General features: G+C 60.1%; 19 protein-coding genes. 12 read left to right on the forward strand and 7 right to left on the reverse strand.

Annotated features, from left to right (window positions below; genetic code table 11):
* Positions 1 to 63 precede the first annotated feature (63 nt).
* From QTJ18_RS01765 to QTJ18_RS01775, 3 genes are all read right to left on the reverse strand, one after another.
* Positions 64 to 888, reverse strand: a complete 825-nt coding sequence (locus tag QTJ18_RS01765; protein ID WP_252752337.1) for a carbon-nitrogen hydrolase family protein — start codon at positions 886 to 888, stop codon at positions 64 to 66.
* 16 nt (positions 889 to 904) lie between these two features.
* Positions 905 to 1,657, reverse strand: coding sequence for an aldolase/citrate lyase family protein (locus QTJ18_RS01770; RefSeq protein WP_252752336.1), 753 nt, complete (start codon positions 1,655 to 1,657; stop codon positions 905 to 907).
* Positions 1,658 to 1,862: 205 nt separating this feature from the next.
* Complete coding sequence (locus QTJ18_RS01775; protein ID WP_252752433.1) at positions 1,863 to 2,321, reverse strand: Lrp/AsnC family transcriptional regulator; 459 nt, start codon at positions 2,319 to 2,321, stop codon at positions 1,863 to 1,865.
* 143 nt (positions 2,322 to 2,464) lie between these two features.
* Between QTJ18_RS01775 and QTJ18_RS01780 the strand changes: the two genes are divergently transcribed.
* From QTJ18_RS01780 to QTJ18_RS01820, 9 genes are read left to right on the forward strand one after another with little or no spacing between them, the layout of a single operon-like run.
* The gene (locus tag QTJ18_RS01780) at positions 2,465 to 4,015 is read left to right on the forward strand and encodes an ABC transporter substrate-binding protein (RefSeq protein WP_252752335.1); all 1,551 of its coding nucleotides are present in this window, start codon (positions 2,465 to 2,467) and stop codon (positions 4,013 to 4,015) included.
* 22 nt (positions 4,016 to 4,037) lie between these two features.
* The gene (locus tag QTJ18_RS01785; RefSeq protein WP_252752334.1) at positions 4,038 to 4,982 is read left to right on the forward strand and encodes an ABC transporter permease; all 945 of its coding nucleotides are present in this window, start codon (positions 4,038 to 4,040) and stop codon (positions 4,980 to 4,982) included.
* Complete coding sequence (locus tag QTJ18_RS01790) at positions 4,979 to 5,794, forward strand: ABC transporter permease (RefSeq protein WP_252752333.1); 816 nt, start codon at positions 4,979 to 4,981, stop codon at positions 5,792 to 5,794. The genes QTJ18_RS01785 and QTJ18_RS01790 overlap by 4 nt, the downstream gene beginning before the upstream one ends.
* Positions 5,795 to 5,797: 3 nt before the next feature.
* On the forward strand, positions 5,798 to 7,462 hold the full coding sequence (locus QTJ18_RS01795) for an ABC transporter ATP-binding protein (RefSeq protein WP_252752332.1): 1,665 nt from the start codon (positions 5,798 to 5,800) through the stop codon (positions 7,460 to 7,462).
* Positions 7,459 to 9,015 carry a serine hydrolase domain-containing protein gene (locus QTJ18_RS01800; protein ID WP_252752331.1) on the forward strand — a complete coding sequence of 519 codons (1,557 nt, stop codon included), beginning with the start codon at positions 7,459 to 7,461 and terminating at the stop codon, positions 9,013 to 9,015. Before QTJ18_RS01795 ends, QTJ18_RS01800 begins: the two co-directional genes overlap by 4 nt.
* On the forward strand, positions 9,008 to 9,865 hold the full coding sequence (locus tag QTJ18_RS01805) for a creatininase family protein (protein ID WP_252752330.1): 858 nt from the start codon (positions 9,008 to 9,010) through the stop codon (positions 9,863 to 9,865). Before QTJ18_RS01800 ends, QTJ18_RS01805 begins: the two co-directional genes overlap by 8 nt.
* Positions 9,858 to 10,556: an RraA family protein gene (locus tag QTJ18_RS01810; protein WP_252752329.1), complete on the forward strand. Its 699-nt coding sequence runs from the start codon at positions 9,858 to 9,860 to the stop codon at positions 10,554 to 10,556. The genes QTJ18_RS01805 and QTJ18_RS01810 overlap by 8 nt, the downstream gene beginning before the upstream one ends.
* Positions 10,553 to 11,446: an N-formylglutamate amidohydrolase gene (locus QTJ18_RS01815; protein ID WP_252752328.1), complete on the forward strand. Its 894-nt coding sequence runs from the start codon at positions 10,553 to 10,555 to the stop codon at positions 11,444 to 11,446. Before QTJ18_RS01810 ends, QTJ18_RS01815 begins: the two co-directional genes overlap by 4 nt.
* Before the next feature lie 12 nt (positions 11,447 to 11,458).
* Positions 11,459 to 12,292 carry an alpha/beta hydrolase family protein gene (locus tag QTJ18_RS01820; RefSeq protein ID WP_301557755.1) on the forward strand — a complete coding sequence of 278 codons (834 nt, stop codon included), beginning with the start codon at positions 11,459 to 11,461 and terminating at the stop codon, positions 12,290 to 12,292.
* A gap of 33 nt (positions 12,293 to 12,325) precedes the next feature.
* On the opposite strand, the gene QTJ18_RS01825 is transcribed toward QTJ18_RS01820, so the two are convergent.
* Together QTJ18_RS01825 and QTJ18_RS01830 are read right to left on the reverse strand one after the other, a co-directional pair.
* Positions 12,326 to 13,204 carry a sucrase ferredoxin gene (locus tag QTJ18_RS01825; protein ID WP_252752326.1) on the reverse strand — a complete coding sequence of 293 codons (879 nt, stop codon included), beginning with the start codon at positions 13,202 to 13,204 and terminating at the stop codon, positions 12,326 to 12,328.
* Positions 13,205 to 13,210: 6 nt separating this feature from the next.
* Complete coding sequence (locus QTJ18_RS01830) at positions 13,211 to 14,155, reverse strand: GntR family transcriptional regulator (protein ID WP_252752325.1); 945 nt, start codon at positions 14,153 to 14,155, stop codon at positions 13,211 to 13,213.
* A 352-nt stretch (positions 14,156 to 14,507) separates the two neighbouring features.
* Between QTJ18_RS01830 and QTJ18_RS01835 the strand changes: the two genes are divergently transcribed.
* Positions 14,508 to 15,143, forward strand: a complete 636-nt coding sequence (locus QTJ18_RS01835; protein ID WP_252752324.1) for a VOC family protein — start codon at positions 14,508 to 14,510, stop codon at positions 15,141 to 15,143.
* A 96-nt stretch (positions 15,144 to 15,239) separates the two neighbouring features.
* On the opposite strand, the gene QTJ18_RS01840 is transcribed toward QTJ18_RS01835, so the two are convergent.
* Together QTJ18_RS01840 and QTJ18_RS01845 are read right to left on the reverse strand one after the other, a co-directional pair.
* Complete coding sequence (locus tag QTJ18_RS01840) at positions 15,240 to 16,379, reverse strand: sensor histidine kinase (protein ID WP_252752323.1); 1,140 nt, start codon at positions 16,377 to 16,379, stop codon at positions 15,240 to 15,242.
* Positions 16,372 to 17,070 carry a response regulator transcription factor gene (locus tag QTJ18_RS01845; protein WP_252752322.1) on the reverse strand — a complete coding sequence of 233 codons (699 nt, stop codon included), beginning with the start codon at positions 17,068 to 17,070 and terminating at the stop codon, positions 16,372 to 16,374. The genes QTJ18_RS01840 and QTJ18_RS01845 overlap by 8 nt, the downstream gene beginning before the upstream one ends.
* Before the next feature lie 94 nt (positions 17,071 to 17,164).
* Here QTJ18_RS01845 and QTJ18_RS01850 point away from each other — a divergent pair, with 94 nt between their 5' ends.
* Both QTJ18_RS01850 and QTJ18_RS01855 read left to right on the forward strand, forming a co-directional pair.
* On the forward strand, positions 17,165 to 17,998 hold the full coding sequence (locus tag QTJ18_RS01850; protein ID WP_252752321.1) for a phosphatase PAP2 family protein: 834 nt from the start codon (positions 17,165 to 17,167) through the stop codon (positions 17,996 to 17,998).
* A 104-nt stretch (positions 17,999 to 18,102) separates the two neighbouring features.
* The gene (locus QTJ18_RS01855; RefSeq protein WP_252752320.1) at positions 18,103 to 20,421 is read left to right on the forward strand and encodes a methyl-accepting chemotaxis protein; all 2,319 of its coding nucleotides are present in this window, start codon (positions 18,103 to 18,105) and stop codon (positions 20,419 to 20,421) included.
* Positions 20,422 to 20,441: the final 20 nt, after the last annotated feature.

Genomic DNA, 20,441 nt, shown 5'->3' on the forward strand with positions numbered 1-20,441 from the left:
ATGAGAAGCGATGCGGTTCGTTTCTGCCGGGAGGAGGCAGCCTCGATCGCGATGGGAGCCCCATCAACGCGTGTGGCAGAGGGTATTCAAGACACGATGATTTGCCACCGGAAGGTTTCGACGCACCGTCTCAAGATAATCCGGGTCAAGCCTTGCGGTGACGGCGGTGACGAAATCCGGGCTTTGCGCGATCACGTGGCCCCAGGGATTGACCACCATCGAATGGCCGTAACAGGCTTTCCTGCCGCTGGCATGTGTGCCGGTTTGGCCGACAGCCACAAAATAGGTCTGCGTTTCGATGGCGCGCGCCCGTGCCAGGATCTCCCAGTGATCCTTGCCGGTTGAGAGGGTGAATGCGGCAGGCAGAACAATAATGTCGGCGCCGAGATCACGCAGGCGCTGGAACAGTTCGGGGAAACGAATGTCGTAGCAGATGCCACATCCAACGGTCACATTGCCGATCTTGTAGGTGACGACATCGCCTCCACGATGGATGGAGTCTGACTCGCGGTAGACAATGCCTTCAGGTGTTTCGACATCGAAAAGGTGGATCTTCCGATAGCGGGCGATTTGGCGTCCGTCCGTCCCAAACACCAGTGACGTATTGTAGAAAGCCTCGCCTTCCTTTTCGACAATCGATCCTGCATGCAGGGTCACGCCGTGCCGTGCCGCGGTTTCTGACAGGAAGGACCAGGTTTCGCCGCCAGGAAAGGTTTCGGCACTGGCATGCATGGCATTTCGATCATCGTCCAGAAAGGCGAAATATTCCGGCAAAACGACGAGCTGCGGGTTCTCATCCCGGACGACAGTCTTGATCAGCGTTCCGGCGGATTGCAGGTTGGCCGCCTTGTCATTTTGCGAATTCATCTGGATCAGTGAGATTTTCATCACGCAAATTCCTGTGTCAGTGCGCTTGTGGGAGAAGTTGCGCGGTGGCGGTCCATGCGTCGCGGAAGCCAGTTGCGAGAGCGCCATGCTCCATGGTCAGCACAAGCGTGTGGGCATTGTTATCAAGCGCGAACTGCTTTTCGGACAGGCTCCAGGCGGGGAGCAACCAGTGCTTGCCGGCGGCCTTCGCCGCATCGGCGATCGCTTTGAGATCAGCAAAATCCGCGTCGGTTCGTTTGTAGGCCCCACGACCGCGGCGCAGGGAGAGATCGCTGGGGCCGATGAAGACGCCGTCCACGGTGGCGAGCGACAGGATGTGTTCGATATCCCTCAATGCGCCTGCATGCTCTATCATCGGGTAACACCGGGTCTTCTGGTCCTGATCGATAAACCACTGATCATCCGGACTGCCATAGGCCACCGTGCGGCCTCCTGCGAAACTGCGCTCGCCATGCGGCGGGAACTTCGCGAAGGCGCACGTCTTTTCCGCATGAGTGGCGTCAAGGATATGGGGAATAACCACGGCATCCGCGCCGAAATCGAGTGCCTGCTGGATTGGCCCCCGCTCGGGCCCCAGAACCTTTGCCAGGACTTCCAGCTTCAGTCCCTTCAGAACCGGGATGAACCGCTCCAGCGCATCGAGATCGAAACTGCCGTGCTCGATGTCCAGAACGACGGCCGTGTAACCAATGGACGCAGCGATTTCCGCTGCAGCTATGTTCGGCCCGGACAGCCAGACAGCCGATCTATGTTCGAAACTTGATGTCATGTCATGCTATCCCCGATCGGGTTCCTGGGGCAGGTCCAGGCCGTCGAGTGCGACTTGCCGGCTTTCGCAGCGGCCTGTCCGCGCCTCGCTCATGGTTTCTCTTCTCGATCCTTATCGATTGCACCGAGTATTGCAGAACCGGGCGATATGATCGGGCCAAAGAGGGCGCCTGGACAGTCCGTCCGGTCTCATCTGGGATGCAAATTCAATCCGCCCGGTCTTTGACGGCGCGGGTGACGATATAGGTGAAATAGCGCTGGATGCCGATTTCCATGGCCAGAAGCCGGTCGACGAGATGCTGGTAACTGTCGATGTCGGTCGTCTCGACGGTGAGAAAATAATCCACTCCGCCGCCCACAGACCAGCAGGACACGATCTCGGCCACATCGCTGACGACGCTCTCGAAGCGCTTGAAATCCGCATGGCGATGGCTGGCCAAAGTCACTTCCATCAGCACTCGAACGGGTGGCTTCTCCGTTCTCGATATGCGGGCATGGTAACCGGTGATGACGCCCTGCGCCTCAAGCCTTTTCAGCCGCGCCCACGCAGGGGTCGCCGAAAGGCCGACGGCTTGCGCCAAGGCCTGTTTGGTCAGCCGTCCATTGCGTTTCACGGCCTCGATAATGCGCAGGTCTATGGCGTCCAGCTTCAGTTTTCTCTCCATAAGGCCGCGACCACGGACAGCTTCGGTGCGGCGCAAGTCGCGTGGCTCGAACATGTTTTCATAATGCACATCGGCACACGCTTGACTATGATTTTCACATGTGAAATGTTTTTTGCATGATTATAAAACAAGAGGGCGAACTTATGTCACTATCGAAACCGGCCTTGCGCGCACTATGGGCATCTGCGGCTCTGGCTCTTCCCGGACTGGCTCTGGCCAATACCCTGAACGTGCAGATCACCGCGGATATCAGAAGTTCCCAGCCGGGGATAAACCGAGACGCCGGCACGGATTCCGTCATCCTCAACGTCGTTGAAGGTCTGGTTGCGGCCGGCGAAAAGGGTGAAATCCACCCGATGCTGGCCAAGGAATGGACGGTGTCCGACGACGGCAAGACCTATACATTCACCCTGCGCGACGGCGTCACTTTTCACAATGGCGAGACGATGACAGCCGCCGATGTGCAATGGAGTCTTGAAAAGCTCATTCGTGACCCGGAGTTCAGCTGCAAGACCTTCTTTGATGGCAGCCGTGACGCGAAAGTGGAATCAATCGAGGCGAAGGACGCCCATACGGTTGTCGTGAGGCTGGATCGTCCGGATGCGATGTTCCTGAACTACATGGCGCAGGCGCAGTGCGGTTCCACCGGCATCGTGCATCGTTCCTCTTTCGGAGAAGATGGCAAGTGGAAGGCGCCCATTGCTACCGGCCCGTTCCAATTCGGGGAATGGAAGCGCGGAGAAGGACTGACGCTGACGAAGTTCGCCAAATATGCCATCTCAGGGGAGAAGCCTGATGGTTACGGCGGACGCAAGGAGGTTCTTGTCGATGAGGTGAAATATGTTGTGGTGCCGGACACCGCAACGGCGGTGGCTGGCCTGAAGAGCGGTGCGCTCGATGTTCTGCCCTATCTGCCGCCGGGTGAGGCGGCCAAGCTGAGCGGCGAGAAAGACTTCACTATCGTTGCGGCTCCGCATGGTGGTCTCGTGACCATGCTGTTCCAGACGGCCGATCCGCTGATGTCCAATGTGGACATGCGCCAGGCCATCATCGCCGCACTGGATACGGCGCAGATCGTCGAGTCGGTAACCTATGGGCTGGGTGTTCCCAACAATTCGCTTGTTGCGTCCGGCTCTCTGTATCACACGGCTGCGCATGACAAGGGTTACACCTATGATCCGGCGGCCGCCAAGGCCTTGTTGGACAAGGCCGGTTACAAGGGCGAGAAGATCAATATTCTCACCAATCGCCGCTCGGCCATCAATTACGATACTGCGATCATCGCACAGGCCATGCTGCAGGCCGCCGGTATGAACGCGGAAATCGAAGTCCTCGAATGGGCAAGCCAGCTCGACCGCTTCAACAGCGGCAAATACCAGATCATGGCGTTCAATTATTCCAACCGTAGCGATCCGGCGCTCGCCTATCAGACGGTCGTCGGCTCGAAAGCCAAGAAGCCAAACACCGTCTGGGACGATCCTGAGGTGAGCACGCTCGTCAACCAGGCGCTGCAGGAAACGGACCAGGCAAGACGTCAGGCGATCTTCGATGATCTGCATGCCCGTTTTCTGGCACAGGCGCCGCTGGTCATGCTGGCCAATGGTCTCGACGTCGGCGTGTCCGGCCCGAAGGTGAAGGGCTATCGCACCTGGCAGGGCTTCGCCCGCTTCTGGGGCGTTGAAAAAAGCCAGTGAGAATGACGGCCGGATATTCACAATGCTGAAATTTGCTCTGGGCCGGTTAGTATCGGCGATCCCGACCCTGTTCATCGTCTCGGTGGCGGTGTTCGGCCTCATCCGCCTGATACCCGGCGACCCCGCCAGTCTGATGCTCGGCGATCTCGCTGATGCAGACGCGCTGGCAGCCGCGCGCAGGTCTATGGGACTGGATCAACCCGTGCCGCTGCAATTTGTCATCTGGCTCGGCAATGTCCTGCAGGGAGATCTCGGCCACTCGGTGCTGAATGGCCAGCCGGTGCTTGACCTTGTGCTGCAGTGCTTTGCGACCAGCGCCTGGATGGTGCTGATTGCGGTCGGCCTGTCTGTCCTCATTGCCGTGCCGCTCGGCATGGCGGCGGCCTGGAAACAGAATGGCGGCCTCGATCTTGCGATCGTCGCCATGTCGACATTGCTGCTTTCGATCCCGACCTTCTGGCTGGGATTGATGATCCTTCTCGGTTTCGGTCTCAAGCTCGGCTGGCTACCGGTACTGGGTTATGTGTCGGTGACCAGGGACCCGGTCGCAGGACTGATCTATCTGATCATGCCGGTCGCAACCCTCGTCCTGCATGAGGTAGGCATTATCGTGCGTATGGCTCGCGCATCCACGCTTGATGTTCTGCGGCTGGATTATATCACCCATGCCCGCGCCAAAGGGTTAAGTGAGTCAGCTGTTCTCCTGCACCATGCGGCACGCAACGCGTTCGGCCCGACCTGGACACTGATAGGTCTTATTCTGGGCAACCTTCTCGGTGGCGTTGCCGTGGTGGAAACCGTCTTCACCATTCCAGGTCTCGGACGACTGATCGTCGATTCCATCTATGCCCGTGATTACGCGGTCGTGCAGGGCTGCCTGCTGTTCGTCGCCGTTACCTATCTGCTCGTCAATCTGCTGGTTGACCTGCTCTATCCCCTATTCGATCCGCGAGTGACCGCAGAATGAAACGCCATCAACGAAACCGTATCCTCGGCGGCGCGCTTCTCGCCTGTTTTTTCGCGGCAGCACTTGCTGGGCGCATCTGGACGCCCTTCGATCCGATGCGCATCAATCTGCGCGCCAAGTTGCAGGCACCGGACGCGACCCACTGGCTCGGCACCGATGAATTCGGTCGCGACGTCTTGTCCCGATTAATGACGGCTGCGGGAACCAGCGTGTCCATCAGCCTCGTGACCGTCTGCATTGCAGTCTTGGCCGGCGTATCCTTCGGCGTTCTCGCGGGCTATGCCCGTGGCTGGACAGACCGCGTCATCATGGCGTTCAACGATGCGCTTCTGGCATTTCCCAGCATGCTGCTGGCGCTTGCTTTGCTGTCGATCACCGGCGCCAATATGTACGGGATCATTGTTGCGCTCGGCATTGCCTATACCCCATCCATGGTGCGGGTCGTGCGGGGATCGGTACTTTCGCTGCGGGAACGGGAGTTCATAGAAGCGTCGCGCATCATGGGCAATTCCGCCGCCTATACAATGTTCCGCCACATCGTCCCCAACTGCCTCGGTCCGGTGATCGTGCTGGCAACCTCCATGTTCGGTTCAGTCCTGCTGACCGAGAGTGCGCTGAGCTTTCTGGGTCTGGGCGTGCCGCCACCGGCGCCGACCTGGGGCAATATGCTGGCCAGCGGCCGTCCTCACATTGCGGAAGCCGTATGGCTCGGCATCTTCCCTGGCCTGTGCATTTCCCTGTCTCTGCTCGGCATCAACCTGTTCGGCGATGCTATCCGCGATCGTTTCGACCCCCGCATGAGAGGATTGTAAGCAATGGGCGAGCCTCTTATTCAGGTCGAGAACCTCAGCCTTTCCGTGAACGGCGTCGATGATCACCGTATCGTCCGCGAGGTTTCCTTCAGCGTGGGCGCAGGTGAGATCGTCGGCATCGTCGGGGAAAGCGGTTCAGGAAAGACCATGGTGGCCCGAAGCCTCATGGGTCTCCAACCACCGGCCATCGCTCTGACCGGCGGCGATATCCGCTTTGAAGGCCGCTCGGTGCCGGCCATGAAAGACAAGGACATCCGCGCATTGCGTGGTTCCCGGCTGGGCATGGTCTTTCAGGAGCCGATGACTTCCCTCAATCCGTCGATGACCATCGGCAAACAGCTCGAGGAGCCGCTGAAGTTGCATACGCGGCTGGACGCTGCGGCACGACGCGTCCGGATCCTCGAAATTCTGCGGCGGGTTGGCATTCACGATCCCGAGGGTGCCTTGCTTGCCTATCCGCATCATTTCTCCGGCGGCATGCGCCAACGCATGATGCTGGCCTCCGCAATGCTGTTGCGACCATCCTTGCTGATTGCCGATGAGCCGACCACCGCCCTGGATGCTCTGGTGCAGCGTGAGGTGCTGGAACTGATGCTGGAAATGGTGCGCAGCGAAAACACCGCGCTGCTGATGATCAGTCACGACCTGCCGATGGTTGCGCGCTATTGCGACCGCATCATCGTCATGCGCCAGGGCGAGATTGTCGAGCAGGGGCCGGTCACGGAAATTATTTCGAACCCGCGCCACGATTACACACGCGAGCTGTTGCAATCCATGCCGGTGCGCGGGCCGCTCAGGGAGATCGATCCGCAAGCGAAGCCGGTCATCGAAGTGTGCGGCATCGAGGTGACCTACAGGTCACGCTCAGGTCTTCTCGCGCCGCCAAAGATCAAGAAGGCTTTGCATGGTGTGGACCTTGCGGTGCGGCCGGGTGAGATCGTCGCACTGGTCGGTGCGTCCGGTTCCGGCAAGACCACGCTTGGGCGATGTATCGCCGGACTGGTTCCTGCTTCTGCCGGCCGCATTCTCTTTGCCGGCGAAGAGGTGAAGCCGAACTCGCCGACATGGCGCGACTACCGCCTGAATTGCCAGATGATCTTTCAGGACCCGTTTGGATCACTGGATCCGCGCATGAAGATACGCGATATCGTGGCGGAGGCCTTGCGGCATGACGGCCAGTCGAACCGCGAAGAGAAGCTGCGCCGTACGCATGCCATTCTGGAAGAGGTGGGGCTCGACGGGCGTTATCTCGATCGGTTTCCCCATGAGCTTTCCGGCGGCCAGCGTCAGCGTGTCGCGATTGCGCGCGCCGTTGTCGGGCGGCCCAAATTTGTCATCGCCGACGAGGCGGTGTCGGCGCTGGATGTCACCGTGCGGGCCAGAGTGCTGGAACTTCTCGCCGGTCTGCAGAAACGATACGGTTTTTCATGCCTGTTCATCAGCCATGATCTGGGCGTGGTCGAGCAACTTGCCGACCGGGTGGTGGTGATGTGCGATGGCGCCATCGTCGAGCAAGGCAACCGCGACGAGATCTTCGATGCCCCTCAATCAGCGTACACACGCGCGCTGCTTTCGGCCATTCCAACGCTGACCCGCACTGAGACCGGCGTTTCGCTGAACTGGCGGTTCTCGGAGATGGAAAAACAGCAGGCGGACGCATTGCAATGAAAATGACAGGAATAACGAGGGACCTGCCACGTGCCACACCCGGTTCACGCGGCACGGATCCGGCAATTTTGCTCGCCATGCTGGATGAGATCAAATGTCATGATCTTGAATTGCATAGCCTGCTTGTGTGGCAGGACGGCGCGCTGATCACCAGCGCCTACTGGGCGCCCTATTCGGCCAACCGCCCGCATATGATGCATTCCGTGACAAAGAGTTTCACCTCCATGGCCGTCGGTCTGGCGGTGTCGGATGGTCTGCTTTCGGTCGATGATGATGTGCTGCAATTCTTTCCGGATTACGCCGGACCGGTCGACGCAAACTTACGCATGATGAAAGTGCGGCACCTGCTGACCATGACCAGTGGCCATGGGCGCGGCATATCCGGCGGCTCCTGGCGGCGGGTGCTTTCAAGCTGGGTCGAGGATTTTCTGCGGCAGCCGACACCTTATAGGCCAGGCGAAGTCTTCGTCTATGACAGTGCCGCGAGTTACATGCTGTCTGCCATCGTACAGCAGGTCACCGGGCGCATGATTGCCGACTACCTCTCAGAGCGGATATTCCGTCCGATGGGTATGTCTGGCTCTATGAGATGGGACACCGGCACGGACGGCGTCAACACGGGCGGCAACGGTCTCAGCTGCACCAGTGAGGACATGCTGAAACTTGGCATATTGCATCTGCAGGGCGGGGAGTGGCAGGGTCGCCAGCTTCTGCCGCGTCCGTGGGTGAAAGCGGCAACCGGCATGCAGATCCGGGATGTGGTGCTGGGTGTGTTTACTGGAGACCATTATCTGGGGCCGAACGAGCTCATCGATGGCCACACGGTCAGCCGGCGTGAAGGCTACGGCTATCAATGGTGGCGTGGTCCCCATGACAGCTTTTCCGCCAATGGGCTGTTCGGCCAGTATTGTATCGTCCTTCCGCAAGAGAATGCCGTGGTGGCCTTCACCGGCGGGCTGGAAGACAGTGACCGGCGCGTCCATCGGCTCATCTATGACGTGCTGCGTCCAGCACTGGGAAAAGGGGCCGGTACCCTCGAGAGCCAGGGAAAGCTGGAGGCGCGTCTGGCTGGCTTGCGGCTTGAGCGTTTGATGGATAGCCACTTTTCTTCGGAAAGAGTGCCATGTGGCACATGGATCATGGAGCCAAACGACCAAGGCGTCGAAAGCATCTCGCTTGTGGCCGGCGATCACGAGCTGAGCATCATTCTTCGCGACGCTGAGGGTGACCATGCATTGCGCGTCGGATGCGGCTTGTACATTGAAACAGTCACCACTATGCCCGGAGCCAGGCTGCACCATTCCTACCAGCCAGCCGAGGGACTGCGCGTCTTGGCCTCGGCCCGTCTCCTCAAAAATGACGCGGCGGCTACGGTGCTGGAAATGGACTGGATCTTCGTCGAGACGGCGTTTCGGGATACCGTGCGCATGCGCTTCGCCGATGGTTCGATGACCTTTGCAAGGCAGGTGAATGTGAACTCTTCCGAGCTTGAATGGCCTGACATGACCGGCCGGCTGCTGACCCAGGCTGTGAGGAACAAGCAGCATGGCTGACGTCGAACAAGTTGCGATATCCCGGATGACGCATGAGATGTTCGCGGAGCGTATGAAGCGCCCCGCGGTCATTCTGATCCCGCTTGCCTCGCAAGAAGAGCAGGGACCGCATGCGCCAATGGGTGATTTCATGCTGACCGAAAGGCTTGCGGAAATGAGCGCCCGTCGCGGCGCCGGGCTGATGGCGCCTGTGCTGCCCTTTGGTCATGCCGAATTCTTCCGTGGCATTGCTGGTGGCATACAATTGCGTGCCGCCACTTTCACCGCGGTTCTCGAGGATATCCTGACCTCCTTCCTCGATCACGGCCATGAGCGGCTGCTGATTTTCAACGGACACACGACGAATGCGCCGCTGATCGATCAGGTCTGCCGCAAACTGCGCCTTGAAAAAGGTGTGCTGATACCGGCGCTGAACATCTGGCAGAGCCTGCCGGAGAGCCTGTGGAACAGGCTTTATGCCGATGGCGCTGCGCGTGTACGCGGTCATGGCGGCGAGCCAATGACCTCGGTCTATATGCATCTCTTTCCTGACCTCGTTCGAGAGGGGGCGATGCGCGACCCCGCGCCGCGCGGCACCGTCTTCGGCTTGCCGATTGGCGGCGTCTCGGCCACGCGTTTCGAAGGGTTGCCGGTTCAGATACCGCTTGATTGCACGGAGGTCGATCCGTCCGGAATGCTTGGCGGACTCGCCTCGCTGGCAAGCGCGGAAAAGGGCGAAGTGATCGTAGATCATATCGTCAGCCATACGGCGCGGTTGATGCGCCATCTCGCAGGCTTCGACCCGAGACATGCCGTTCAACCTTTCGGCGCCGCTGACGAAGAGCCCTCGCAAGGAGACAGACATGACTGAACTACGGATCGGTGCGATGCCGGTTGCCCCTGCGAAGGACGTTATCGATGCGTTGCAGCAGATCGAGACAGCCAGTGTCGGGCATCTGCGTCACACCGGCTTCATGAGCCACGCGATACAGGCGATCACGCCGCAACAGCAGGTGCGAGCCGGTGTCGCGGTCACGCTTGCCATCCCGGCCATGTGTTCGACTTTGCTGCATTATGCGCTGGGCCAGGTGCGGCCCGGTGATATTCTGGTGATAGACCGGTTGGGCGACAGCCGGCATGCCTGCCTTGGCGGAGCTGTTGCGAGGGCGGCGCGCATGGCGGGCCTTGCCGGGGTCGTTATCGATGGCCCGTGCACCGATGTCGCGGAAATTCTCGCCGAAGGCCTTCCCGTCTGGTGCCGTGGTGTCTCCTCGGTCACCACCCGTCAGCTCGATCTCGGAGGCACGTTCAATCGCCCGATCGCCTGCGGCGGCGTGCCTGTCCTGCCGGGCGATATCGTGCTGGCAGACGCCTCGGGTGTGGTGGTGCTGCCGGCTGATGAGGCGGCGGAGATTGCTGCGATCTGCATTGCCCGCGAGGCACGCGTTGCCCGCACCATGCAGCGGCTGCTCGACGGCGAAAAGCTTGGCGATATCACCCGCGCGGTAGACAAGGTGAATGCGCGTCTCAAGCCCGGCGCAACGGAAGGACCGCAGAAATGACTCCCCTCTATGCCCAGTTGCAAGACGTGACGCTGGACGGCGTGCTTTCGGTGATTGCGCCACGCGCCCCTCTCGTCCCCATGGTGTTCGACAGTCCCCATAGTGGCCTGGAAATGCCGCAGGCTTTCCATCCTGCCGTTTCCGCGGAACGGGTAAGAGTAGCCGCGGACACCCATGTCGATGACCTGTTTCAATCGGCTTGCGATGTCGGCGCGCCACTGCTCAGGGCGCATTTTCCCCGCAGTTTCCTGGATGTGAACCGGTCCTTGCTCGATATGGACATCGCGCTTCTGGACGGCGACTGGCCCCATCCGCTGCGTGAAAGCGCGACGGCAAAGCGTGGCATGGGTTTGATGTGGCGATATGCCTGGGGCGACGAGCCAATGTATGCCGCGCCAATGCGTGTGGCTGAGGCTGAAGCCAGAATAGCCACCTACTGGCAGCCCTATCATGAACATCTGGCCGGCTTGCTGAATGCCGTCTATAGCCGTTTCGGCCGTGTTTATCATATCAATTGCCATTCCATGACGGCCGTCGGTCATGCGATCTCGTCCGATCCTGCGGGAACGGTGAGGGCGGATATCTGCCTCGGTGATCTGCATGGCGGCTCAGCCGCACGCGAATTCGTTTCGCTGATCACCGAGACACTCGAAGCCGAGGGGCTTGTCGTTGCGCTCAACAAGCCTTTCCGTGGCGCGGAACTGGTCGCGGCCTATTCGAACCCGGCGCTTCAGCGCCACAGCGTGCAGTTCGAGATCAACCGCAAGCTCTACATGGATGAGACAACGCGGGAGCGTAACGGGGGTTACGACGCCTTGAAGAACACGCTTGCCCGTATGAACCGCGTGCTGGCCGATTATGCCAGCCAGCAATCGTCGAAGAAACTTTAGCAGGAATTCCTCATGTCCATTCAGCAAAAGGGTGCGGCCCTCAACTTCTACCGCCGGGGCCGCACGCCGATCTATGCCTCGCGTATGGATCAGCGCTTTTCGTGGTGCTGCTATATTCCGGAAGGTTACGATCCGACGGGTGACACCGTGCATCCCCTCGCGGTCCTGGTTCACGGCAGCCTGCGGGACGCCGATATCCTGCGTGACGAATTCATCGATTTTGCCGAAAAACACCAATGCGTATTGCTGGCACCGCTCTTTCCGGCGGGCATTGATGACCCGGACGATCTGCACAATTACAAGCACATGATCTATCACGGCATTCGCTACGATCTCGTTCTGCTGGACATGATCGATGAAGTGGCGGCGCGTTACAGGGTCGAAAAGGACAGGGTGTTGATGCACGGCTTTTCCGGCGGCGCGCAATTCGCTCATCGCTTCCTTTATCTTCACCCGCGCCGGCTCCGCGCCGTTTCTGTCGGTGCGCCGGGTACCGTCACCCTGCCGGATGACCGGGCCAATTGGTGGGTCGGATTGCAAGGCATGGAAGAGATATTTGGCCAGCCCGTTGATATTGACGCTATGCGTCAGGTGGCTGTGCAACTGGTTATCGGTGATGCGGATGTCGAAACCTGGGACGTCGCCGTCGGACCGAACTCACCCTTCTGGATGGAGGGAATCAACGATAGCGGCGAGACCCGGGTTGAGCGCTTGCGATCATTGGAAAAGGGTTTGCAGGCGATTGGCGTTGAACCGCGTTTCGACATGGTTGCGGGCATCAGTCACGATGGCGCAGGCATTCAGCCACCCGTCAAAGCATTCTTTTCGGCTCTTCTCGAAAGCTGAGGCGCAGGACGGGGCGGCAGGCCGCGGCCGTGATCACGCTTCGGCCACGACCGATGCGGCGACCCAGCGTGCGACCGTGTTGGCGTCCTGCGCCGCGCCGATCGTTACACAGCGCGTGTTCACCGCAAACTCCTGTCGTTCGACCGTGACAGTGGCGCGGTGTGCACCAATCGTCGCGTGGAAACGCATCTGCTCCGGGCTGCTGATCTCACTCTCCATCGCCTGAAGTGTCACATTGCCTGCCACGCCATGCTGTCCTGCCCAGTCGAGCACGGCGATTTCCGCCGTCTGTGCAGGCGCTTCGTAAGAAGGGTTGCCGCGATAGGCGGGCAGATAGGGAAGGCCTTGCTCAAGGGTTTTCAGAAAATCCCCAACCTGCGAGGGCTCCAGCCGGCCGTAGCGTGCCCGCTGCGGCAAGGCCACGAGGGAGGCGGCAAAGCGGCATCCGCCGAGATGGGTGGATTGCAGGATGCGAAAGCGGTTCGGGTCCGCTGCCTGCCGCAGGGCCTTCCATGTCGCATAGCCGTAGCGGGCGCAGCAGGGATCCTGTTTGCCATCGGTGCAGCACAGGATGGTCAAGCGTGGATCATGCCTGCCTTGCAGCACACCTCCACCGGCGAGATGCAGCAATAGCTGCTCAGCTTCCTCAGGCGTGACATGGTCCCGGACACTGTCCTGATGGGTGAAGCCGATATCATCGCCATCCACGAGCGCGACGTGAGTGCCCGCAGCATTGGCGGCTAGAATGGCTCGCTCCAGCCCTTCAGGCATAAGATGCGATTGGACGCGCGGCACACGCCAGTCGCCGCGCGGCCAGTGCAGCAGAACATAGGCTTTCGCCGATGGGCCAAGTCCGGACACCGGTTCGCCGCGCTCAATACACAAGTCACGACAAAAGATGCGTGCTGCCATAGGAGATCAATCCGTCATACGGGCAGGGCGAGCCTCGCCGCTGGCCGAAGATCGGCTGAGATGCCGGAAAAGAATGGCGGAAGCCAGCTTGCGATCATCGCTCTTGATGGCCTCGAGGATTGCCAGGTGATCACGCGCCGCTTTACGGACACCTGCCTCGTTCAGTTCGGCGAATTCCGCATATTCCGTCATGCGCCGCAGGCTGTTCTGGCGGCGGATGGCTTGGTCCAGAAAGCGATTATTCGCCCAGGAGACGACGGTTTCGTGAAAGCGGGCATTTGCCTCGAACCAGGCGGATCCTTCGATCGACGCCAGGGGGGCGTTCAGCAGTGCCGTCTGTTCGCTTTCGAGCGCAAGCAACACGCCCATATCAAAACGGAACGTATCTTCCATCACGGCGCCACACTCGATGATGGCGCGAAAGGCATAGCTTTCATTGACCGCCTGCCTGTTGTCGAGACATTCGGCAAAGCGCCAGCCGTGCCCGTCTCGTCGCTCGGCCAGTCCCTCTGCAGAAAGGCGCATCAAGGTGCGTCGCACGACACCGCGCGAGGTCCCGAAATGGTCCAGCAGTTCCGTCTCGGAGGCTTCGCTGCCGATCAGGCCGTTTGCTCTCGCATGCATGATTTGCCGGTACAGGGTCTCCACGCTGGATGGTGGCACCAGTTCCTCCAACCGGTCATCGTCAGCCGGGATTCTCACCAGTACGAAACCACGCGTATCGGTTTGCGCCAGCAAGCCCTTTTCGACAAGGAATTGCAGCACCTGTCGAATGGGTGTTCGGGAGATACCGAATTCGCGTGCAAGAGCGGCATCCGAGATTTTGTCACCAATTGCCCACTTACCCGCACGGGCAATTGGCAGCAATTTACGCACCACTTCAATCTGCAAAGGGCTAAGGGCCCCGGTTTCAACGCTCGCAGGATCTGGGGGATCGCTTGGAATGGCCACGTGCTGACAAACCTAACTAGGAAAATGATTTATGGCTAACCATAATACAAAACGACCTGCGATCTGAAGCGATTTGTTGATTTAATGACGCATTCTTTGCCAGAAAATGCGCATCGCCGCTGCCGTCGCTTTTAAAAAATCGAGCGTGTCCGCACAGCCTCAATCTCAGGCGGTCGGAGCAGCAGTGGCCGCCCGATAAAGATCCTGCGGTCGCAGCCCCCAGCAACTCAGGGTCGAAAAACATCTTCTTCGATGTAACGATTCCTTCCGTCGAGCGAAGAGGTCTCAGAGGTCTCAGGCGTGTCAAAGGCTGTCTGCTGACGATGATTGGTTTCTCATGGAGGAAGAAGACATGCATTTGCCCAGACGTCACGTCATGAAGATGGCGGCGCAGGCCGGCGTGGCTGCCGCAATGGTCACCCCGGCTCTGGCGGACTCAGGAGGCAGCGGCAAGACCTCATCCGGCGTTTCTGAGGGCGATAATGCGCCCGATGCGGTGAAACCTCTTCATCTTCTCCACGGGTCGGGTCTCCACCACGTCAATGTGCGGGTTCGTGACATGGACGAGGCGATCGCGTTTTATGAGAAGTCGTTTCGCTTTCGCCTGCTGTTTCGGTGGGACGGTGTCGAAGCGGCAAAGGATGGGCGTATATACTTCCGTAACCCGCTCCAGGGCGCCCATCTCGACATGGGAGATGGGCAGATCCTCGAACTGATCCCTGCACCCGAGGATGCCATCCCGCCGGACGATCGCGCCTCGAGCTTCAACCATATTGGTGTGCGGGTCTCCGATCTGGATGAAGCCTACAAGCGGGCTCTGGCGGCAGGGGCGAAGCCCTTTCCGATCGAGGACGGCTCAGGTGGCGTATGGGACGGGCCGACGGAGATCAGGCTGAAGGCCAGGCCGCCTTTCGACCGATCCTTCGTCGTGCGGGCTGCTCACGTGCTGGGCATAAATGACGAAATCATCGAACTGTTCGAGGCGTGACAAGGGTATGCAGCAGGCGGTCCCGAGCGCCGGCCGCAACCGTGTCGACCATCATCGCCTCCGGCAAGCCTCCGCCGCTGCCTTCGGCGCAGGCAATCAGGAGGGGAACGTTATCGTGGCGTAGGAGCCTCCGCCAAGATTGTTTCCCACCTCAAACCGCGCATTATGTCCATCTGCAATGGCTTTCACGACCGTCAAGCCAAGGCCTGAACCGCTCAGGCCGCGTCCGTTCAGCCTTTCACTTCTCCAGAACATGTCGAAAGAGGCATTCTGCACATAGTCCGGCAGTCCCGGGCCTCTGTCCTGAATCGTCACGAAGGACCGGCCGCCCTCATCCAGACCGGTTTGAACCTCGATCGGTCCGTAGCCCCCCGCATATTTGCGGGCGTTCTCGAAAAGAGCCAGGATTGCCTGGCGGAAGCGGTCCGGATCGATCCTCGCCGGCGCAGGTTGAAGATGTGTCCGGAATTCGACGGCGTCGCCGGCCGAGGTCTGGAACAGTCGCACCAGTTCAGAAACGGGAAGGGAAAGATCGGTCGTCGTGGTCGCCGTAACGAAATCGCTCGTGCCTGCTAGTGACAGCGTGTTCAACTGGTCCACAAGACGGGACATACCCTGTATCTGCACCAGCAGGGCCCGCAACTGGTCTTCGCTCGCAGGGATCACCCCATCCGTCATGCCCTGGAGATTGCCCTGCAGCACGGTGAGGGGCGTGCGCAATTCATGAGCGACCGCTCTCGTATTGAATTTCAGCCGCGTTTCGAGTGCGAGCAGTTCGCTCGCCAGGCTGTTGATCGTCGTCGCAAGCGCTTCCACCTCTTTGGTCGCGCCGGGCTCCACAGTGACCTGGAAATCGCCGCCGCGAATTTTCTCCGCGGCCGCCGTCAGCCGCGTGAGGGGCGCCACGATCTTGTGTGCCAGGACGACGCCAATCGCGCTGGTAAGGCCGACAAGGGCCAGGCCGAAACCCAGAACACCTTCAACGGGCGAGACATCTGTCGCATCTTCCAGCCGGGGATAGAAGGGGGCCAGCGCCGCAAGGGCCTGCGGCTCAGGCACCTCGCCTCTGTTCAGGCTCTGCAATGCAGATCTCGCCTCTTGCGGCAGCCTGTCCAGGGCCTTGATTTCGGCCTCGTCGATATACCAGTCCACCGCGACATAAAGCACTGCTATCGTCACAAGCTGAATGACGGACGCCAAGGCTGCCGTCAGGGTCGAAAGGGCAGGTCTAGCCACCGGGCGACCTCGCAAATCGGTAGCCGATTCCCCGCACCGTCGTAATATATCCGCCTTGGCTGCACTCGGCGAGCTTGCGCCGCAGATTGGCAATATGGGTATCGATGGTTCGGTCAAGCGCATCGCTTTCAGGCAGGCAGGCATCCAACAGAGAGGCTCGCTCGAAAGTCTTGAAGGGTGACCTCAACAAACAGACCAGAAGGCGGAATTCTGTTGCGGTCAGCGGCAGCTGAACCCGACCTTTTTCCGTCAATGCCGTTGCGATGTGCGAATCCAGTTGGACCTCAATCTCGTCATGGCGAATGACGTCGCTGGCGACGATACCCTTGGTTCGCTTCAGCACGGCTCCCACCCGCGCCACGACCTCCTGGGGGTTGAACGGTTTGGTGACATAGTCATCGGCGCCGAGCTTCAGCCCGAGCAACTTGTCCGTGCTGTCATCCATCGCGGAGACGAAGATCACCGGCACGTTGGACGTGCCCCGGATCTTTGTGAGGAAGTCGAAGCCGTCGATATCCGGAAGGCCGATGTCGAGCAAGATCAGGTCGGGCGCCAATCTCTGTGTGTGGGCAAGCGCCGCCTGGCCCGTGGACGCTTTGGTCGTCCTGTAGCCGGCTCTGATGAGATATCTTTCGAGCAGGGAGGCGATCTCCTCATCATCCTCGACGATCAGCACGAGAGATGAAATCACGGTCAAACTCATCGATATTGACATGCCCTTCCCCGGATCTCGGTCAAATCTTGACAATCGGGCGAGACAACGTGGCCCCATCAAGGAGCCACAGATGAGCGTAACTGACCTCAATCAAGACCAAAATGCAATTTCAAAAACCGAGGGGAGAAAAGCCGATGATCTGCTGCCGCAGGCGCTGATCCTTGTAGGGCTGATATCCCTTGTCTTTGCGGCGGTGCCGGAGCTCGACCTGATCGTAACGCGCCTGTTTTATGATCCCGCTACGGGCTTTTCCTTCGAGAAGAGCCGCTTCCTTATCCTGTTTCGTGATACCAACAGGGTTCTCCCCTGGGCCGTCATAGGAATAGTCTTGGTGTTTTTGATCCCCACGCGATTGCGCGATCTCCTGAGATATCCCTTGCCGCCGCACAAGCTGCTGTTCGTTCTGACCTACTTCGCATTGGGGCCGGGATTGAGCGTCCACCTGATCAAGATGCTGGTTGGGAGGGCGCGTCCGCGGACAGTTGACGAATTCGGCGGCACCGCGCTGTTCACCCCGCCATGGCAGATCACCGACGAGTGCATGAGGAATTGCTCCTTCATCTCAGGCGAGGCGGCAAGCGCCTTCGCCCTTCTCACCCTTGTTCTGCTGGTGAGGCGCGACCATGCGAGAGTTTATCTTGCAACGGTCGGCATTGTCGCGGCGGCCTTTTCGTTCAACAGGGTGGTGTTCGGCGCGCACTTTCTCTCCGATGTGGTCATGGCCTGGAGCCTGATGTTCGTCCTGGCGGTGCTGCTCTGGAGACCATTCTCGCGCCATGCTTGTCAGATCGACGCCTTCTTCGGCAGCCGCTCTCTTTCGGTCCGAGCCAGATCAAGCGGTGCGGAAGTCGGAGGAAAGACAGGTGTCGAACGCGCCTGCGCTACAAGATCTTACCCCTCATAAGTCTTAGAGGCTTAAAGTAATTCATAATCTTCTTCGTCCTATGTTGGCAGCGGGCTCGGCTGGACGTGTGTTCCGGCGGTCGGGGAAAAGGGCAAGGTGGGATTATGTCAAAGTTGATGCGCTCTCTTTCGTTCGGAGTGCTGCTGTTCACGCTGGCGGCGGTGCCGCTCATTGCCGTTGGCGTGCTTGGTGTCACGGCAACGATTGACAGCTATCGTGACTATGAAAAGCTTTCGCGTGCGGCGCTGCTTGAGCGCCTGGGCAATGCCGGCGGTGCGCTGATGATGGCTTTGCCGGTAGAGAGCGCCGCGACGCCTGAGGCGCGCGCGCAATTGCGAAGCAAGACGGATGATGCCTACAAGGCCATCTCAAAATCCTATGAAGCCTTGCTTGCCGCTGGTGTGAACGACAAGGTCCTGGCAGACGTCAAGAAGGTTGTCGACGATCGCTATGCCGGCCTCGGCGAATTCCGCAAAATGGTCGATGCCGGTCCGATCGACTCCATGCTGCCGCTGAAATATATGCAGCCTCTGTCGGCTGCGGCCATCGGGATCACCTCGCGTGCCGGCAACCTGATGGAGGATCGCGAACTCATGCACGCGCTCCAGGGGTATCATGCCTTCCTGCAGTTCAACGAAGGCTATCTGATCTTCAACCGCATCGGCCAGCAGTATACGAAGAATGGCAGCCTCAATGGCGACGAGTTCTTCCGCTTCGCATCCGGTCTGACACAGGTCAGGATCTACGGCCGTACGGTGCGCGAATTCGTCGATCCCGGCATCCTGTCGAGGTTCGACACCTTCATGCAGTCGCCGACCGGCGTTCTCGTGCAGAAGACCATTGACGACATGACCAAGAATGTCGCCTACACGCCTGCGCCGGCCGATCTCGGCAACTGGGTGAAGGCCATGGCGGATCGTCGCGATTTCGTGGCCGCCTTGCTGCTGGAAAACGCAAACAGCGTGAAGCAGCTGGCAACCGCAAAGCTCGATGCGGCCTATTCCTCGCTGCTTCTGTTCCTGGCTGCCCTTGGTGCCTTCCTGATCGTCGCCGTCGGCCTGGTCATCAGCATCAACCGCATCCTGTCCGGCGCCATCCGCACCATCGGGCAGCGCATGACCGCACTCGCCGCCGGCGATGCCGAAAGCGCCATCCCCTTTGCCGGTCGCAAGGACGAGATCGGCGAGATGGCGCGCTCGGTCGAGATCTTCCGCGAATCGGCAATTCGCAACCAGCAGCTCGAACAGGAGGCCGAGGAAAATCGCCGCCGGTCGGAAGTAGAGCGGGCCGAGATGCAACGTCAGTCCGAGGCCGATGCCGAGGCTCGCCTCAACCGGGCAACCGGCGCGCTTGCTGCAAGCCTGCGTCGTCTGGCGGCCGGGGATATGCTGTGCGAGGTCACCGAGGCTCTGGCTCCGCAGTTCGAAGGCTTGCGCCACGACTTCAACACGTCGGTTCGTCAGCTGCGCGAAGCGCTGCTCGGCGTCGGCAACTCGGTGTCGACCGTCAATGGCGGCTCGAAAGAGATCTCGGATGCTTCCGACAACCTGTCGAAGCGTACCGAGCAGCAGGCCGCTTCCCTGGAAGAAACCGCAGCGGCTCTGGAAGAGATCACCTCGAACGTCATCGCGACGTCGAAGCGCACGGCAGAGGCCCGTGACGTGGTTCGCGATGCACGGTCGCATGCCGGCCAGTCCGGTGAGGTCGTCCGCAGCGCGGTTGCCGCGATGGAGCGGATCGAGAAGTCCTCGCAGCAGATCGGCCAGATCATCGGCGTGATCGACGAGATTGCCTTCCAGACCAACCTCCTCGCGCTGAACGCAGGCGTGGAAGCGGCACGGGCCGGCGAGGCTGGCAAGGGCTTTGCCGTCGTTGCACAGGAAGTGCGCGAACTGGCGCAGCGCTCGGCCAATGCCGCCAAGGAAATCAAGGCGCTGATCTCCAACTCGGCTGTCGCTGTTGGTGAAGGCGTCAAGCTCGTGAGCGATACGGGCAAGGGGCTGAGCACGATCGAGAGCCTCGTTCAGACGGTGAATGCGCATATGGACGCAATCGCCACGGCCGCGCAGGAGCAGTCCGCGGGTCTGGCGCAGGTCAACACCGCCGTCAATCACATGGACCAGGCAACGCAGCAGAATGCAGCTATGGTTGAGGAAATGAGTGCCGCCGGCGCCGGACTTGCGCAGGAAAGCAGCCGCCTCACGGAGCTGCTGGCGCAGTTCCAGCTCGGGGCCGCCACAAGCGAGCTTCGCCAGACAGCCGCTTCCATGCGCTCTGCCGCCGCAAGACCCGCTGGAATGCCGGCCGGATCATCTGCGCCGGCCTTGAAAGCGGCGCCTTCCAGACCCGCTGCGGGCCGCGCGCCCATGGCGCGAGGAAATGCTGCTGTCGCCCATGCCGCGGATGAGTGGGATGAGTTCTGAGACAGCTCAGGCCATCAAGT

This window comes from Rhizobium sp. SSA_523, assembly GCF_030435705.1.
Taxonomy (GTDB): Bacteria; Pseudomonadota; Alphaproteobacteria; order Rhizobiales; family Rhizobiaceae; genus Neorhizobium.

Bases quoted from the DNA above. Each gene is read 5' to 3' on its own strand.
- QTJ18_RS01765 (WP_252752337.1), bottom strand. From the start codon at position 888: ATGAAAATCTCACTGATCCAGATGAATTCGCAAAATGACAAGGCGGCC.
- QTJ18_RS01770 (WP_252752336.1), bottom strand. From the start codon at position 1,657: ATGACATCAAGTTTCGAACATAGATCGGCTGTCTGGCTGTCCGGGCCG.
- QTJ18_RS01775 (WP_252752433.1), bottom strand. From the start codon at position 2,321: ATGGAGAGAAAACTGAAGCTGGACGCCATAGACCTGCGCATTATCGAG.
- QTJ18_RS01780 (WP_252752335.1), top strand. From the start codon at position 2,465: ATGTCACTATCGAAACCGGCCTTGCGCGCACTATGGGCATCTGCGGCT.
- QTJ18_RS01785 (WP_252752334.1), top strand. From the start codon at position 4,038: ATGCTGAAATTTGCTCTGGGCCGGTTAGTATCGGCGATCCCGACCCTG.
- QTJ18_RS01790 (WP_252752333.1), top strand. From the start codon at position 4,979: ATGAAACGCCATCAACGAAACCGTATCCTCGGCGGCGCGCTTCTCGCC.
- QTJ18_RS01795 (WP_252752332.1), top strand. From the start codon at position 5,798: ATGGGCGAGCCTCTTATTCAGGTCGAGAACCTCAGCCTTTCCGTGAAC.
- QTJ18_RS01800 (WP_252752331.1), top strand. From the start codon at position 7,459: ATGAAAATGACAGGAATAACGAGGGACCTGCCACGTGCCACACCCGGT.
- QTJ18_RS01805 (WP_252752330.1), top strand. From the start codon at position 9,008: ATGGCTGACGTCGAACAAGTTGCGATATCCCGGATGACGCATGAGATG.
- QTJ18_RS01810 (WP_252752329.1), top strand. From the start codon at position 9,858: ATGACTGAACTACGGATCGGTGCGATGCCGGTTGCCCCTGCGAAGGAC.
- QTJ18_RS01815 (WP_252752328.1), top strand. From the start codon at position 10,553: ATGACTCCCCTCTATGCCCAGTTGCAAGACGTGACGCTGGACGGCGTG.
- QTJ18_RS01820 (WP_301557755.1), top strand. From the start codon at position 11,459: ATGTCCATTCAGCAAAAGGGTGCGGCCCTCAACTTCTACCGCCGGGGC.
- QTJ18_RS01825 (WP_252752326.1), bottom strand. From the start codon at position 13,204: ATGGCAGCACGCATCTTTTGTCGTGACTTGTGTATTGAGCGCGGCGAA.
- QTJ18_RS01835 (WP_252752324.1), top strand. From the start codon at position 14,508: ATGCATTTGCCCAGACGTCACGTCATGAAGATGGCGGCGCAGGCCGGC.
- QTJ18_RS01850 (WP_252752321.1), top strand. From the start codon at position 17,165: ATGAGCGTAACTGACCTCAATCAAGACCAAAATGCAATTTCAAAAACC.
- QTJ18_RS01855 (WP_252752320.1), top strand. From the start codon at position 18,103: ATGTCAAAGTTGATGCGCTCTCTTTCGTTCGGAGTGCTGCTGTTCACG.